Annotated in this window: 13 protein-coding genes; 1 reads left to right on the top strand and 12 read right to left on the bottom strand. The window is 37.1% G+C overall.

Going from position 1 to position 14610, the window contains the following annotated elements; all coding sequences use genetic code 11:
- Positions 1–95: 95 nt before the first annotated feature.
- The 12 genes from ftsA to mraZ are packed head-to-tail and all read right to left on the bottom strand — an operon-like array spanning position 96 to position 13560.
- Positions 96–1427, bottom strand: a complete 1332-nt coding sequence (gene ftsA, locus ACFQ1K_RS01265) for a cell division protein FtsA (RefSeq protein ID WP_320555645.1) — start codon at positions 1425–1427, stop codon at positions 96–98.
- Positions 1428–1430: 3 nt separating this feature from the next.
- A complete protein-coding gene (locus ACFQ1K_RS01260) occupies positions 1431–2153 on the bottom strand; it encodes a cell division protein FtsQ/DivIB (protein ID WP_386133592.1) in 723 nt (240 codons plus the stop codon).
- Positions 2140–3492, bottom strand: coding sequence for a UDP-N-acetylmuramate--L-alanine ligase (gene murC, locus ACFQ1K_RS01255; protein WP_320555647.1), 1353 nt, complete (start codon positions 3490–3492; stop codon positions 2140–2142). Before murC ends, ACFQ1K_RS01260 begins: the two co-directional genes overlap by 14 nt.
- Complete coding sequence (gene murG, locus ACFQ1K_RS01250) at positions 3489–4586, bottom strand: undecaprenyldiphospho-muramoylpentapeptide beta-N-acetylglucosaminyltransferase (protein WP_320555648.1); 1098 nt, start codon at positions 4584–4586, stop codon at positions 3489–3491. The genes murC and murG overlap by 4 nt, the downstream gene beginning before the upstream one ends.
- Positions 4586–5785, bottom strand: a complete 1200-nt coding sequence (locus ACFQ1K_RS01245; protein ID WP_320555649.1) for an FtsW/RodA/SpoVE family cell cycle protein — start codon at positions 5783–5785, stop codon at positions 4586–4588. Before ACFQ1K_RS01245 ends, murG begins: the two co-directional genes overlap by 1 nt.
- A 44-nt stretch (positions 5786–5829) precedes the next feature.
- Positions 5830–7161, bottom strand: coding sequence for a UDP-N-acetylmuramoyl-L-alanine--D-glutamate ligase (gene murD, locus ACFQ1K_RS01240; protein ID WP_320555650.1), 1332 nt, complete (start codon positions 7159–7161; stop codon positions 5830–5832).
- Positions 7161–8402 carry a phospho-N-acetylmuramoyl-pentapeptide-transferase gene (gene mraY, locus ACFQ1K_RS01235; protein ID WP_320555651.1) on the bottom strand — a complete coding sequence of 414 codons (1242 nt, stop codon included), beginning with the start codon at positions 8400–8402 and terminating at the stop codon, positions 7161–7163. Before mraY ends, murD begins: the two co-directional genes overlap by 1 nt.
- Before the next feature lie 8 nt (positions 8403–8410).
- Positions 8411–9874 (bottom strand): UDP-N-acetylmuramoyl-L-alanyl-D-glutamate--2,6-diaminopimelate ligase, encoded by a 1464-nt coding sequence (locus tag ACFQ1K_RS01230; protein ID WP_320555652.1) that lies wholly within the window; start codon positions 9872–9874, stop codon positions 8411–8413.
- Positions 9871–11829 (bottom strand): penicillin-binding protein, encoded by a 1959-nt coding sequence (locus ACFQ1K_RS01225; protein ID WP_320555772.1) that lies wholly within the window; start codon positions 11827–11829, stop codon positions 9871–9873. Before ACFQ1K_RS01225 ends, ACFQ1K_RS01230 begins: the two co-directional genes overlap by 4 nt.
- A gap of 57 nt (positions 11830–11886) precedes the next feature.
- Positions 11887–12210 carry an FtsL-like putative cell division protein gene (locus tag ACFQ1K_RS01220; protein ID WP_320555653.1) on the bottom strand — a complete coding sequence of 108 codons (324 nt, stop codon included), beginning with the start codon at positions 12208–12210 and terminating at the stop codon, positions 11887–11889.
- Complete coding sequence (gene rsmH / locus ACFQ1K_RS01215; RefSeq protein ID WP_320555654.1) at positions 12207–13103, bottom strand: 16S rRNA (cytosine(1402)-N(4))-methyltransferase RsmH; 897 nt, start codon at positions 13101–13103, stop codon at positions 12207–12209. The genes ACFQ1K_RS01220 and rsmH overlap by 4 nt, the downstream gene beginning before the upstream one ends.
- Positions 13090–13560 carry a division/cell wall cluster transcriptional repressor MraZ gene (gene mraZ, locus ACFQ1K_RS01210; RefSeq protein ID WP_320555655.1) on the bottom strand — a complete coding sequence of 157 codons (471 nt, stop codon included), beginning with the start codon at positions 13558–13560 and terminating at the stop codon, positions 13090–13092. The genes rsmH and mraZ overlap by 14 nt, the downstream gene beginning before the upstream one ends.
- Positions 13561–13843: 283 nt before the next feature.
- Between mraZ and ACFQ1K_RS01205 the strand changes: the two genes are divergently transcribed.
- Positions 13844–14608 (top strand): alpha/beta fold hydrolase, encoded by a 765-nt coding sequence (locus tag ACFQ1K_RS01205; RefSeq protein WP_320555656.1) that lies wholly within the window; start codon positions 13844–13846, stop codon positions 14606–14608.
- The last annotated feature ends 2 nt before the right edge of the window (positions 14609–14610 follow it).

The following is a 14610-nucleotide window of genomic DNA, read 5'->3' as shown; positions in this document are numbered from 1 at the left end:
TTATCTACTCCTTCATGTTTTATCTTTTTAAACCCTCGCCTCAGCGCTGGCTCTTCGTTAAAATTGTCCACTGGACAATTTCTTTACACTCAGCCCTATTCTGCGTTGTCTAAAAATTCTTTGACACGCTCGGTTAACTTGTCTAAGAAGGAGCGTCGCTCTTTCTTTGGTTCTTCAATAACTGCTTCTTGATCTGTATCTTGTTCACCTTCGTTTTCAGACGCCTTGAATACATCTTCCTCTAGTGCTTCAGCTTTTCTGCGCTCATGTCGCTTGAGACCGTCCATCACCAGACCAACTGCAGTAGCAAATAATGGGCTTGCGATATCTTCATCGCTATCACCTGCTAAATGCTCATTAGGATACCCAATTCTAGTATCCATTCCCGTGATATATTCCACGAGCTGCTTTAAATGTTTTAACTGGCTTCCTCCTCCTGTTAAAACAATACCAGCTATAAGCTTTTTCTTTTGTTCCTCATGACCGTAGTTTTTTATCTCTACGTAAACTTGCTCAATGATTTCCACAACTCTAGCATGGATTATCTTCGATAGATTTTTTAAGGTAATTTCTTTAGGCTCTCTTCCTCTAAGTCCTGGAATGGATACAATTTCATTGTCTTTATTTTCTCCAGGCCATGCTGAACCAAATTTTATCTTTAAAAGTTCGGCTTGCTTTTCAATAATTGAGCAACCTTCCTTGATATCTTCGGTGATAACATTACCACCGAACGGGATAACAGCCGTGTGACGAATGATGCCATCTTTAAAAACAGCTAAATCGGTTGTTCCACCTCCAATGTCTATCAAAGCCACACCAGCTTCCTTTTCTTCTTGACTCAATACCGCATTTGCTGAGGCCAAGGGTTCTAACGTGATGCCTTCTAACTCTAAGCCTGCACTCTTAACACAACGTCCTATGTTTCTAATAGATGAAACCTGACCAACAACAACATGGAAGTTGGCTTCTAACCTACCGCCATACATACCGATTGGCTCTTTTATCTCTGCTTGCCCATCTACTTTGAACTCTTGTGGTAAAACATGTATGATTTCTTCACCTGGTAGCATGACTAACTTGTGTACCTGATTGATAAGACGATCAATATCGGCTTCATCTATGACCAATTCTGAATTTGGTCTTGTGATATAATCGCTATGTTGTAAACTACGGATGTGCTGCCCCGCAATACCAACGGTGACATCCTCAATCTTTTCTGATGCTGCAGCTTCCGCTTCTTGAACCGCTTGCTGAATAGATTGAATAGTCTGTGTAATATTGTTTACAACACCGCGGTGCACTCCCAAACTTTTGGATTTACCTACACCTAGAATTTCAACTTTACCATACTCATTTTTGCGCCCAATCATGGCCACAATTTTTGTAGTCCCTATATCTAAACCTACCGAAATGTTGTGCTCGTCCATAGTCTAAGTTTTGGTGCAAATCACTTGTTTATCAAATTTGAGATTTACAAGCTTATAGTTATCTAAAATCTTATCCTTTAAGGCCTTTTGATAAAAGGCTTTAAAATTGTTTATCTTTTTCTGAAGCTGGTTTAAGGTTCCTAAATGAACCAAAAAATCACTCCTTCTAATTTTAAAATCAATGGTTTCGTCATCATTCTGACGAATTTCGATGACGTGTTTCTTTAAAAATTCATCTTGGTCTACAGCCTTTGCAAATTGAAATACTGTTTTGAGATTATTTTTCTTAACACTACCAGTAACTAAGGGTACTCTAGCAGCATAATTAGATGACAAAGGCATATACGATCCTTGATCATCGATATAATATGATGCATTTGTTTGAACCCTAGCAATAGGTCGTTTTTGTTCAATTTCCGCAGAAAGCTTACCGTTTACTGACATAAACACCTCAGCTTTCTTTATCATTGGATTAGAATTCAGGGCCGTTTCTAATTCGTTCAAATCTATAATTTCTTTAGGTTGTCCCGCAACGGTGCCTTGATTTTGTATTAACAATTTACTAACAGTTGACTCTGTGATAAACAACTTGTTTTCACCCACAAACTCAATTGTTGGCTCAGCTACTTTTCGATTCGCATTTCTGTAATTTGAAAATGCAAAGAGAACACTGACCAAGACCAGTAACACAATGATTTTTATGTAGTTAATATTAACTCGCAACACTAAAAGCGTTTTTTATCCGTTTTACTTCGACTCCTATATCCCCTGCACCGATAGTTAAAACAACTTGGGCATTTGAAGCTTTAATTTCATCTACGATTGCCGACTTGGAAATCAGCTTTTTATTGGGGTTTTCAATCTTATCTAATAGCCATTGGGATGTGACCCCTTCTATTGGTAATTCTCTTGCTGGATATATATCCAAAAGCAATATTTCATCGAACTTTGAAAGGCTTTCTGCAAAACCATCTACAAAATCTCGTGTACGACTGTACAAATGTGGCTGAAAAATCGCCAACACTTTTTTATCCGAATACATTTCACGCACCGCTTGATGTACCGCATTTATTTCTTCTGGATGATGGGCATAATCATCTATGAAGACTAAATCATTTGTTTTGATTTGGTAGGTAAACCGTCTTTTAACCCCTTTGTAAGATGCTAAAGCCTTGGCAAGCTGGTTGTGAGGGCAACCGTATTCAGCAGCCATCGCCAAGGCGATTATTGCATTCGACAAATTATGTCTACCAGGTAGGTTAAATTGAAAATCTTTATATAAACCGTTAGGTGTTTGCACATCAAACACATAACTACCATTTGTAATTCTAATATTTTTAGCTGTATAATCGGAATCGTCATCAATACCGTACGTAATTCCGTTTAATGGCAATCCGTTTTTCACAAACAGTTTACCGTTAGGTTTTATGCATTCTGAAAATGCCTTAAATGTCTTGGTGAGTTCTGCAGCATCCCCATAAATATCCAGATGATCGGCATCCATGGAAGTGATGCACGCCAAATCTGGTGATAAGGTTAAAAAAGAACGATCAAATTCATCAGCTTCTACCACAGTGACTTCTGTACCTTTTAAGATTAGATTTGAATTGTAGTTCTCACTAATTCCACCCAAAAACGCTGTAACTGCTACTTTACATTCGCTTAATAAATGTCCTAATATACTTGTCGTTGTAGTCTTACCGTGTGTACCAGCAACTGCTAAACATGTGCTTTGCTTAGTGATTTCTCCTAAGACTTGAGAACGCTTATAGACTTTAAAACCATTGTTTTTAAAATAGTTTAACTCGGTATGGTTATTTGGAATAGCTGGTGTATAAACTATTAAGGTGTTTTCTTGATTTAAAAACTCCTCACTAACTTCGGTCATATCATCATTAAAATGAATCTCAAACCCTAAACCTTGTAAACTTTCAGTGATATCTGAAGATGTTTTATCATATCCTGATACCCGTTTTCCATTAGCCATGAAATAACGCGCCAAAGCACTCATACCGATACCTCCAATACCGATAAAATAGACGTTATTTATAGCGTTTAAATTCATTTATTTTTTAATAGTTTTTCTACCTCATCTACAATATCTCTCGTCGCGTTGACGAGTGCCAAAACTTCTATATTTTTACTTAGTTCTGATTGCTTTTCACCGTTTGTGATCAAATCAGAAAATTGTTTTTGAAATTCATTATCCAATTCACTCTCCTTGATTAAAATCGCAGCATTTTTCGCTGCAACAGCACTAGCATTTTTGGTTTGATGATCTTCTGCAACATTAGGCGATGGTATAAAAATGGTTGGTTTACCAACAATACATAATTCAGAAACCGAAATAGCTCCGGCTCTTGAGATAATGACATCTGCAGCCGCATAGGCCATATCCATATTATTTAAAAATGCATGCACTTGTACATGCTTTAAAGTATTATACTGCTTATACTGATCAAAATACAACTTACCGCATTGCCATATGAGTTGTACATTCTGTTCCTCAAAAAATTCGAGATTCGCCTCAATTAATTCATTGATCCTTCTTGCACCAAGACTACCTCCCAATACTAATAATGTATGCTTGCTATGAATAAGCTTAAAAGCATCTTTGCCTTCAATATGCTTTCCTTTTACAGCTAACAAATCTTTTCGTATGGGATTACCTGTAAGTCTTAGTTTTTCTTTAGGAAAGAACTTTTCCAATCCTTTATAAGCAACACAAATTGTATCCACCTTTTTACCTAATAATTTATTGGTGATTCCTGGGTACGAATTCTGTTCTTGAATTAAACTTGGTATACCTTTAGAGGTTGCCACCTGCAGTAGCGGTCCACTTGCAAAGCCTCCAGTACCTATAACGACACTTGGCTTAAACGTTTTTATAATTTTACGAGATCTGAGTAAGCTTATTAAAAGTTTAAATGGAAAGATCAAGTTTTTGAAGGTTAGTTTTCTTTGAATACCAGAAATCCACAACCCTTCTATTGGATAACCCGCCTGAGGTACTTTATCCATTTCCATACGGTCTGATGCACCTACGAATAAAAATTCAGCGTCTGGGTAACGCAATTTTAATTCGTTAGCAATAGCGATGGCAGGATAAATATGACCTCCTGTGCCTCCACCTGACAATATGAATTTATAATTACTCATTATATAGTTTCACCTAAAATATCCAAGGGATTATCTCCTTCTAACACTTCATTTTCTTTGATTTCCTGACGCTTTGCACTCACGCTTAAAATGATTCCTATGGCCATACATGTCATCCAAATGGATGTACCTCCGCTACTTATCAATGGTAAGGTTTGTCCTGTTACCGGAAATAGCTCAACCGCCACAGCCATATTAATTAATGCCTGAAATACAATAGGTAAACCAACACCAAGAACCAACAGCATGCCAAATATGGTATCTGCTTTTTGTGACACCACTACAATTCTGAGCAGTAACCAAGAATACATGACCAATAAAAAAATACCGCCAAACAAGCCGTATTCCTCAATGATGATAGCAAATATGAAATCTGATGATGACTGTGGTAAAAAGTTTTTCTGAACACTTTTCCCTGGTCCTAAGGGCTTTATACCTGTTGCTATGGCAATTTTAGCCTTCTCAATTTGATAATCTTCTTCAGTATCTTCTCCATTGGCAAAATTTTCTATTCTACTCATCCAGGTATCTACTCGGTTGGGCATCGCCTCTGGAAAAGCCTTGGCCACAAGCACAAACATGGTTAATGCCAACAATCCAGAACCTATAATTACCAAAAGGTATTTAATGGGATACCCTCCAATAAAGGCTAACATCATTACCATGGTAAATATGATAGCCGTAGTCGAAAAATTTGCGGGAAGTATTAAAATGAGAATAAAAAACACAGGTCCCCAAAGTGGTAAAATCGTCTCTTTAAAGCTTACATTTTTCTCTCTTATTTTTGAAAGATAGCGCGCCACGTATACCATTAAAACAACTGCTGCAAATGTTGATGTCTGAAAGGACATATTGACTATTGGAATTTGGATCCAGCGGCTTGTATTTGTCCCTTGAGCATTCGTCGAACCTTGTAAAATTGTTATTAACAAAAGCACTAAGACCACAGGAATTAACACCATGGACAGCCCCTTGAAATATCTATAAGGGATTTTATGTACCGCATACATAATTGCGAAACCTAAGGACAGGTGTACAAAGTGCTTTACAAAAAAGGAAAACGTATTACCACCCGTACCTCCTGCATATGCCAAATTACTGGCGGCACTGTAGACTGGTAAAAACGAAAATATAGCCAACAATGTAGCTATAGCCCATATGGCTCTATCTCCTTTTATCTGTGAAAATATATTTTGCACGCTTAACCTTTTATAGTTGAGTCCCTAATTCAACTTTTCGTTTACTATAAATTCCTTACAGCCTCCTTAAACTGTCGTCCTCTATCTTCATAATTTTCAAACAAATCGAAGCTAGCACACGCTGGAGATAATAATACATTATCCCCTGCTTCTGCCACCTTATAAGCTATTTTAACGGCCTCACTCATATACTGTGTCTCTACAATGATATCTACCATATTTCCAAAGGCCTCATAGAGCTTTTTATTATCAACACCGAGGCAAATGATGGCCTTAACTTTTTCGTTAACAAATGGAAATAACTCCTTGTAATCATTCCCTTTGTCCACTCCTCCAACAATCCATACGGTAGGTGCATCCATACTCTCCAAGGCGAAATAAGTGGCATTGACGTTAGTTGCTTTAGAATCATTTATGTATTGCACCTTATTGATTTTTAATACATGTTCTAATCGATGCTCCACTCCTTGAAAGTTTTCTAAACTCTCTCGTATGGTCTGCTTTCTTATTTTTAGCAAATGTGCTACAGTAGAAGCTGCCATAGCGTTTTTAACGTTATGCTTCCCTTCTAAGGTTATGTTTTCTGTTGGCATAATTATTTTGTTGTTATCTATCGTTATTATTATGTTTTTGTCTTTATAGTAAGCACCTTCTTCAATTTCTCTTTTCAAGGAAAAAGGCAGTTTTTTAGATTGAATAGGATGGTTTTTCAATTTTTCTGAAATCACTTCGTCATCTGCATCATAAATGAAATAGTCGTCTTTGGTCTGATTCTCTACAATTCTGAATTTTGATGCGATATAATTTTCAAACTTGTAATCATATCGATCGAGGTGATCTGGTGTGATATTGGTTAATACCGCTATCTTAGGTTTAAAATTGTGTATGTCATCTAATTGAAAACTACTCACCTCTAACACATAATTCTCATGGTTTTTATCCAAAATTTGTTTGGCAAAACTGTCACCAATATTTCCTGCTAAACCCACATCCAGCGTTCGTTTCAACAAATGATGTGTTAGGGTTGCAGTCGTTGTTTTACCATTGCTCCCTGTTATAGCCACTAAAGTTGCGTCCGTAAAATTTGAGGCAAACTCGATTTCGGATACGACCTTAATACCGGCTGTTCTGATTTCCTTTACCAAAGCTACCTTATCCGGTATACCAGGACTTTTCATAACAATGTCTGCATCTAGAATCTTGGATTCCGTATGCTGTTCATCTTCAAATTCAATCTCATTATTTAAAAGAACGTCTCTATACTTTTCCTTAATCTTCCCTTTATCGGAAACAAATACGTCATACCCTTTTGCCTTTCCCAATAAAGCAGTTCCTACTCCACTTTCTCCACCACCAAGAATCACTAACCTTCTCATTATCTGATCTTCAATGTCACAATTGATATAATGGCCAATAGAATTCCAACAATCCAAAATCGTGTCACTATTTTACTTTCGTGATATCCTGACTTCTGATAGTGGTGATGTAATGGCGACATTTTAAAAATGCGCCTACCTTCACCATATTTTTTCTTTGTGTATTTGAAATAACTCACCTGCATCATGACCGATAAGTTTTCTGCTAAGAAAATACCGCACAGCACAGGAATCAACCATTCCTTTCTTACGGCTATGGCTATGACTGCGATGATACCTCCAATAGTTAAACTACCTGTATCTCCCATAAAGACTTGAGCTGGATAAGCGTTGTACCATAAGAATCCAACAAGTGCCCCCACAAATGCTGCGATGTAAATCGTAATCTCCTCTACTTGTGGGATGTACATGATATTGAGGTATTTGGAGAAAATAATGTTACCAGAGACCCAAGCAAAAATTCCCAAGGTTAGTACAACTATAGCAGATGTACCGGCAGCAAGTCCGTCGATACCATCGGTTAGATTGGCACCGTTAGAGACCGCAGTGACAATGACGATACTCACCAAAACAAAAATAATCCAGGCATAGCTTTCTAAATCTGGACTGATCCATGTGATTAAACTTGAATAATCAAACTCATTGTTTTTTACAAAAGGAATGGTAGTTTTAGTAGATTTCTCTGCGACATCAAACAATTGTGCTTCCGGAATATTTGGGTTTTCAGCCAATAATTGGCGTTGTACCTGTTCAGGCAACTCTTCTTTAATCGTTACATCGTCGTGGAAGTACAAGGTTAGCCCAACAATAAGACCTAATCCAACCTGCCCAAGAACTTTAAATTTTCCTTTTAAGCCCTGCTTATCATTTTTGAATTTTTTGATGTAATCATCAATAAACCCAATTGTTCCCATCCAAAGGGTGGTAATGATAAGTAGAATAATGTAGATGTTTTCGAGTTTAGCAATTAACACTACCGGAAGCAACGTCGCCAAAATAATGATAAGTCCTCCCATTGTAGGCGTACCTGCCTTTTCTACCTGCCCCTCTAGACCTAAATCACGGATGGTCTCACCAACCTGTTTTTTTCTTAAAAACGTTATAATTCGCTTACCATAAATGGTAGAAATTAGCAACGACAAAATAACCGCCATTGCTGCTCTAAAGGTTAAGAACCCAAACAGTGATGCCCCAGGAAACTGAAATTGTTGTTCTAAATATTCAAATAAATAATACAGCATCTACGTATTTACTTTTGTAATTGTTTTAAAAAATCGCTTACGATTTTATAATCATCAAAATCAAAGCGCTCCCCTTTTATCTCTTGATAGGTTTCATGGCCCTTGCCCGCAATAAGGATAATATCATTAGCCTCTGCCATTTGGCAGGCGGTTTTTATAGCTTGTTTTCTGTCTGTAATAGACAATGTTTTTTTAAAATTTTGCGGCTCTACACCGCTTTCCATGTCTTTAATTATGGCATCTGGATCCTCACTCCTTGGATTGTCACTAGTAAAAATTACTTTCGTACTTAGAGCTGATGCAATCTGAGCCATTTTTGGCCGCTTGGTTTTATCCCTATCTCCACCACAACCTACAACAGTGATTAATTCTTCATTTTTTGTGCGGATACTATTAATAGTCTCAAGGACATTTTTTAGGGCATCTGGTGTATGTGCATAATCTACTATGGCCGTTATTTTTTCCTCTGAAATAAAATATTGAAATCGACCCGAGACATTTTCTAACTCACTTATAAGCCTAAGAATTTCATTTTTTTCAAGACCCAATAATTCTGCTGCACCATAAATTGCCAGAATGTTATAGGCATTAAAACTCCCTATGAGTTTTGTCCATAATTCACTTTCATTTACTTTAAGAAGGAGACCACTGAATTCATTCTCCAAAATCTGGGCTCTAAAATCAGCGTAGTTCTTTAAGGCATAGGTAAATTTCTTTGCTTGCGTGTTTTGTAACATCACCAAACCATTTTTATCATCTATGTTAGATAATGCAAAAGCATTTTTAGGCAACTGATCGAAAAATGATTTTTTTACATCTCTGTATTCAGCAAACGTATTATGGTAGTCTAAATGATCGTGAGAGAGATTGGTAAAAATACCTCCCGCAAACTTTAAGCCTTCTGTTCTACTTTGGTGAATACCATGTGAACTCGCCTCCATAAAACAGAATTCCACCCCTTCATCATTCATAAGTTTTAAATACTTATTGATGGTTAATGAATCCGGTGTAGTATGGGTTGCCTTATGTTCGGTATTATCTACCATTATTTTAACCGTAGATAACAACCCAACTTTATAACCTGCTTTTTTGAATAACTGATACAGCAAACTGGTTACTGTAGTTTTACCGTTAGTACCCGTTACACCTACCAACTTTAAATTTTCTGATGGATGCTCATAATAATTGGCAGCCATATAGGCCAATGCTTGATTGGAATTAGCCACTTCTATATAAGTAATTCCATCTTGTAAGGAATCTGGCAAAACTTCACAAACAACAGAAGAAGCACCATTTGTGATCGCTTTGGCAATATAGTTATGGCCATCGGTTACAGTTCCACGAATAGCTACAAATACATCATTTGTTTCAATTTTTCGGGAATCGAATTCTATTTTGTTTACAGCGGTACTTGTACTGCCAACAACTGCATTAATGGTAACCTTATACAATATGTCTTTCAAAAAGGTCATGAGGCTTCTAGAACTATTGTTTGGTTAGGTTTAAGTTTTTGGTGTTTTTCTATAGATTGAGATCTAACTGTACCGCTTCCTTTTAATTTCACCTTTATATTAACCTCAAGGTTTTCGAGTAAGGCGATGGCATCCATTGCTGGCATACCAACAACACTTGGCATTAATTCTTTATACTTACGTGCATTTTCAAAGTAGGTTTCATACTCGTTAATGACCAGATCGTTTTTAAACTCCAAAGTTTTTACCTCATCAATTAATGGCGTATCCGTATAAATTTTTTGCGCAATACGCTTGAAAACTGGACCAGAAACATCGGCACCATAATACCCAACCTTGGTACTTGGCTTATGGATGACCACAATACAGGAATATTTTGGGTTATCTGCAGGAAAGTATCCTGCAAAAGACGAAATGTATTTTCTTTCCTTTATCCATTCTTCGTAATTCGCATAGTCTGTACGAGCCGTACCTGTTTTACCTGCCATAGAAAATGTTTCGGAATACATACGTTGTCCTGTTCCCCTAATCACTATATTTTTAAGAATATCCTTTATTTCGGCCAAAGTTTTATCAGAACAGATTTTATTGACCAAAACCTCTTTATCAAATACTTCAATATCTTTATCGAATGATTTTACCGAGCGTATAAACCGTGGTTTTATCATCTGACCACCATTGGCTATAGCATTATAGAATGTTAGCGTTTGCAAAGGTGTAATAGCCAAATTATAGCCATATGCCATAGATGGCAAAGCATTTTTACTCCAATTAGACTTTCCTGGTTCAGGTATATTAGGAATACCCTCTCCTTGAATCGGAATATCTAAAGAATCATTAAGTTTCCATCTCTTGATATGGTTTATGAATCGCATCGGATCCTTTGCGTAGTTATCATCTATAATGGTCGCCAAACCGATATTAGAAGATACCTCCAAAGCTTTTGCTGCTGATATTTTACCGTAACCATGGCCGGAATCATTGATGATTCTTCCATAAAAATATTTTCGTCCATTAGCAGCATCAATAACCGTAGAAGTGTCTATCACTTTGTCTTCCAGCGCTGCCATCATGGCCATCACCTTGAATGTACTACCAGGTTCATGTGATTCATAGACCGCATAGTTTCTCTTTTCGTAGTAGGTCCCTTTAGATGTTTTGGCAAGATTGGCTATAGCCTTTATTTCGCCTGTTTTCACTTCCATAACCACCACACAGCCGTGTTCAGCTTCATACTTCTCAAGCTGACCTAAAAGAGAATGGTGGGCGATGTCTTGAATGTTCACATCAATAGTGGTATACACATCATAACCATCTTGCGGTTCCACCTGATCAAAATCTGCGATAGGCTTCCATTGGCCATTGCCTATTTTTTGTTTTAAGCGTTTTCCTTTTACACCACGTAAATATTTTTCACCAAAAGCGCCATCTATTCCCGCTCTACTTACATTGCCATCTTCATCAAATCGCTCATAACCGATAGATCTCGCTGCTATTTCTCCCATTGGATGTTCTCTTCGGGTAGTTTGCTCAACAATTAATCCACCACCTATGGCTCCCTTATTGAGCAACGGAAAGTTTCTCAATCTTATATAGTCCGAGTAGCTGATGTTTCTAGCTAATAGAAAATATCTGTTCTTGTTTCTACGCGCCTTTCGTATGATGTCTTTATAATAACTCGCCGACTTACCTTTATAAGCCGAAAGTGAATCGGCCAAAGCCCCAATGTGCTCATCAAATACGGCTTGTTGTGCTTGTACGGCATCAAGTCTGATATCGTACTTTGGTATTGATGTTGCCAATAAACTGCCATCTGCAGAATAAACATTTCCGCGATTAGGTGCTATATCAAAATCCTTAACTGTCCTTTTCTCTGCAAGTTGACGATACACATCACCTTGAATAAACTGAATGCTAAACAGCTTAAATACAACAGCTAAAGCGAACACAAACATGCATCCTGCCACAAAGTATAATCTGTTTAATATGTTTGTTTCCGTTGTTGCCAAGGCTTATTCTTGAATTGACGATTTTACTTTTATCTTAACTGGCGGAATTTCAGAAATCTGAATTCCTTTATCCGCCACTTTTCTTATTATGGTTGATTCCATTTTTAAGCGCATTAGCTTAGAACGACCATCTACAAATGCCGACCTTAATTCTTTAACCTGATTATTGAGTTTAGCAATTTCATGCACCTTTTTATCGGCACTATGCGAGCTCGCTATCATGATGATGGCTAGAAACGAAATAAAAATGATGATGCGCCAATTTTTAAACGAATCATCACTGATTAGAAACTTTCCCCTTAATATGCTGTAGATACTTTTCTTCATATTTTTTCGGCGATTCGAAGTTTGGCACTTCGCGCTCTATTGTTCATTTTTATTTCTGATTCCTTCGGTACTATTAAACCACCAACCTTTTTTAGTGGTACTTCAAAATTTCCAAACACGTCTCGTTCTGGCTCACCTTCAAACATCCCATTTCTAATAAAACGCTTTACCAATCTATCCTCGAGAGAATGGTATGATATGAAACTTAGCCTGCCTCCTTTTTTTAAAATCTCCGGCATTTGCAATAACAGTTCTTTCAGCACTTCAATCTCCTGATTGACCTCAATTCTTATAGCCTGATAGATTTGCGCTAGAACCTTGTTCTCTTTTCTATGATTAAGAAACTTCTTCAATACCGTCTTTAGTTGCTCACTTGTTTCGATTGGTGCTGACTTACGCTCCGACACTATTACCCTAGCCATAGCCGGAGCCTGTCTTAACTCACCATATTTTGACAAGACATCTCTTAACTGTTCCTCTTCATAGTCGTTGATTATTTCATAAGCCGAAAGCTTATTGTCTTGATTCATGCGCATATCCAACTTCGCTTCAAATCGTGTTGAAAAACCACGCTCAGCGACATCAAACTGATGGGATGACACCCCAAAATCTGCTAAAACACCATCAACTTCCTTTACACCGTAAAACCTTAGAAATCGTTTGATATATCTAAAATTCTCATTGATAAGCACAAAGCGATCATCATCTATTGTATTAGCTAAGGCGTCCTTATCCTGATCAAAGGCATACAATTTGCCTTCGGCACCTAATCTTGATAAGATCTCACGGCTATGCCCACCACCACCAAATGTGACATCGACATAAACCCCATCTGGCTTTATATTTAAACCATCAACTGTCTCTTTAAGTAAAACTGCATTATGATATTCCATCGTCATCACCATCTTGTCCCATAACGTCTTCAGCTAATTCCCCAAAATCCGATGCCGCATCATCAATAGCTTGTTCATACTTGTCTTTATCCCATATTTCAATAATGTTTACGGCAGAAGCCAAAACGACTTCTTTTGTAATTCCTGAAAAACTCATTAAATCTTTAGGAATTAACAACCTCCCTGCACTGTCTACTTCCACGACCTTCACACCTGCTGTAAACCGTCTAATGAAATCGTTATTCTTTTTCTTAAATCGGTTAAGCTTATTCACTTTAGCCATTAAGGCATTCCACTCCGACATTGGATACAACTCTAAGCATGGCTGAAACACAGCGCGCTTAAGCACAAAGCCATCCTGCAAAGCCGCAGACAATTGCTTTTTTAATGCCGCAGGAATCATTAGCCTTCCTTTAGCATCTGCTTTACACTCGTATGTTCCAATAAATGAATTCAATACCCTTGGTTTTCCACTTTAACGTTTAAGAATCAAATATATTGAAAAATTTACCACATTTTACCACGTTCTCCCACTTTTGTTGAAAAGTTTTAGGTTTTAACAACTCCAAAAACCAAAATCTCAACAAACACAAGTGGTTAGAACAAATTTTAGACGTGTTGTTTATCAACAGATTAAAAAAACCTGTATTTCATTGAAGCCAATTGATTAGCGATTATTGTATTTGTTTTAAAAAGGATTTAGTTATATTTGTTTTTAACATTAAGCACTAACATTATAGATGGCACACCTTTTAAAAAAAGAAAAGGATTATAGATATATTGAAGTAGGAGAAGGGACACCAATAATAGTACTTCACGGCTTAATGGGAGGATTAAGTAATTTTGACGCCGTTACCAATTTTTTTGGTCAAAATGGTTACAAGGTTATTATTCCAGAACTCCCTATTTACTCAATGTCACTGATAAAAACTAACGTTAAAAGCTTTGCAAACTATTTGAAGGATTTTATTGAGTTTAAAGGTTTAGATAACGTTATTCTATTGGGAAACTCTTTAGGTGGACATATTGGGCTATATCACACTAAACTATATCCAGATAAAGTTAAAGCTCTTGTCATTACAGGTAGTTCTGGTTTGTATGAAAGCGCTATGGGAAGCGGCTATACAAAACGTAGTGATTATGAAGTGATAAAGAAAAAAGCTCAAGATGTATTTTACGATCCAGCTGTTGCCACCAAGGAGATTGTAGATGAAGTTTATGAAACCGTCAATGATAGAAATAAACTTGTAAAGACTTTGGCCATCGCTAAAAGTGCGATAAGACATAACATGGCTAAAGACCTCCCTAAAATGCAGACACCAACTTGTATTATTTGGGGAAAAAATGATACTGTAACTCCTCCAGAAGTTGCCGAAGAGTTTCACGACCTTTTACCTGATTCTGATCTATTTTGGATAGATAAATGCGGGCATGCGGCAATGATGGAGCATCCTGAAGAGTTCAATAACTTGCTAAATAACTGGCTTGTGAAACGTGGATTTTAAAA

It is taken from the genome of Winogradskyella aquimaris, from assembly GCF_042676105.1.
Lineage (GTDB): Bacteria > Bacteroidota > Bacteroidia > Flavobacteriales > Flavobacteriaceae > Winogradskyella > Winogradskyella aquimaris.
This window is presented reverse-complemented; position numbering and strand designations above follow the sequence as displayed.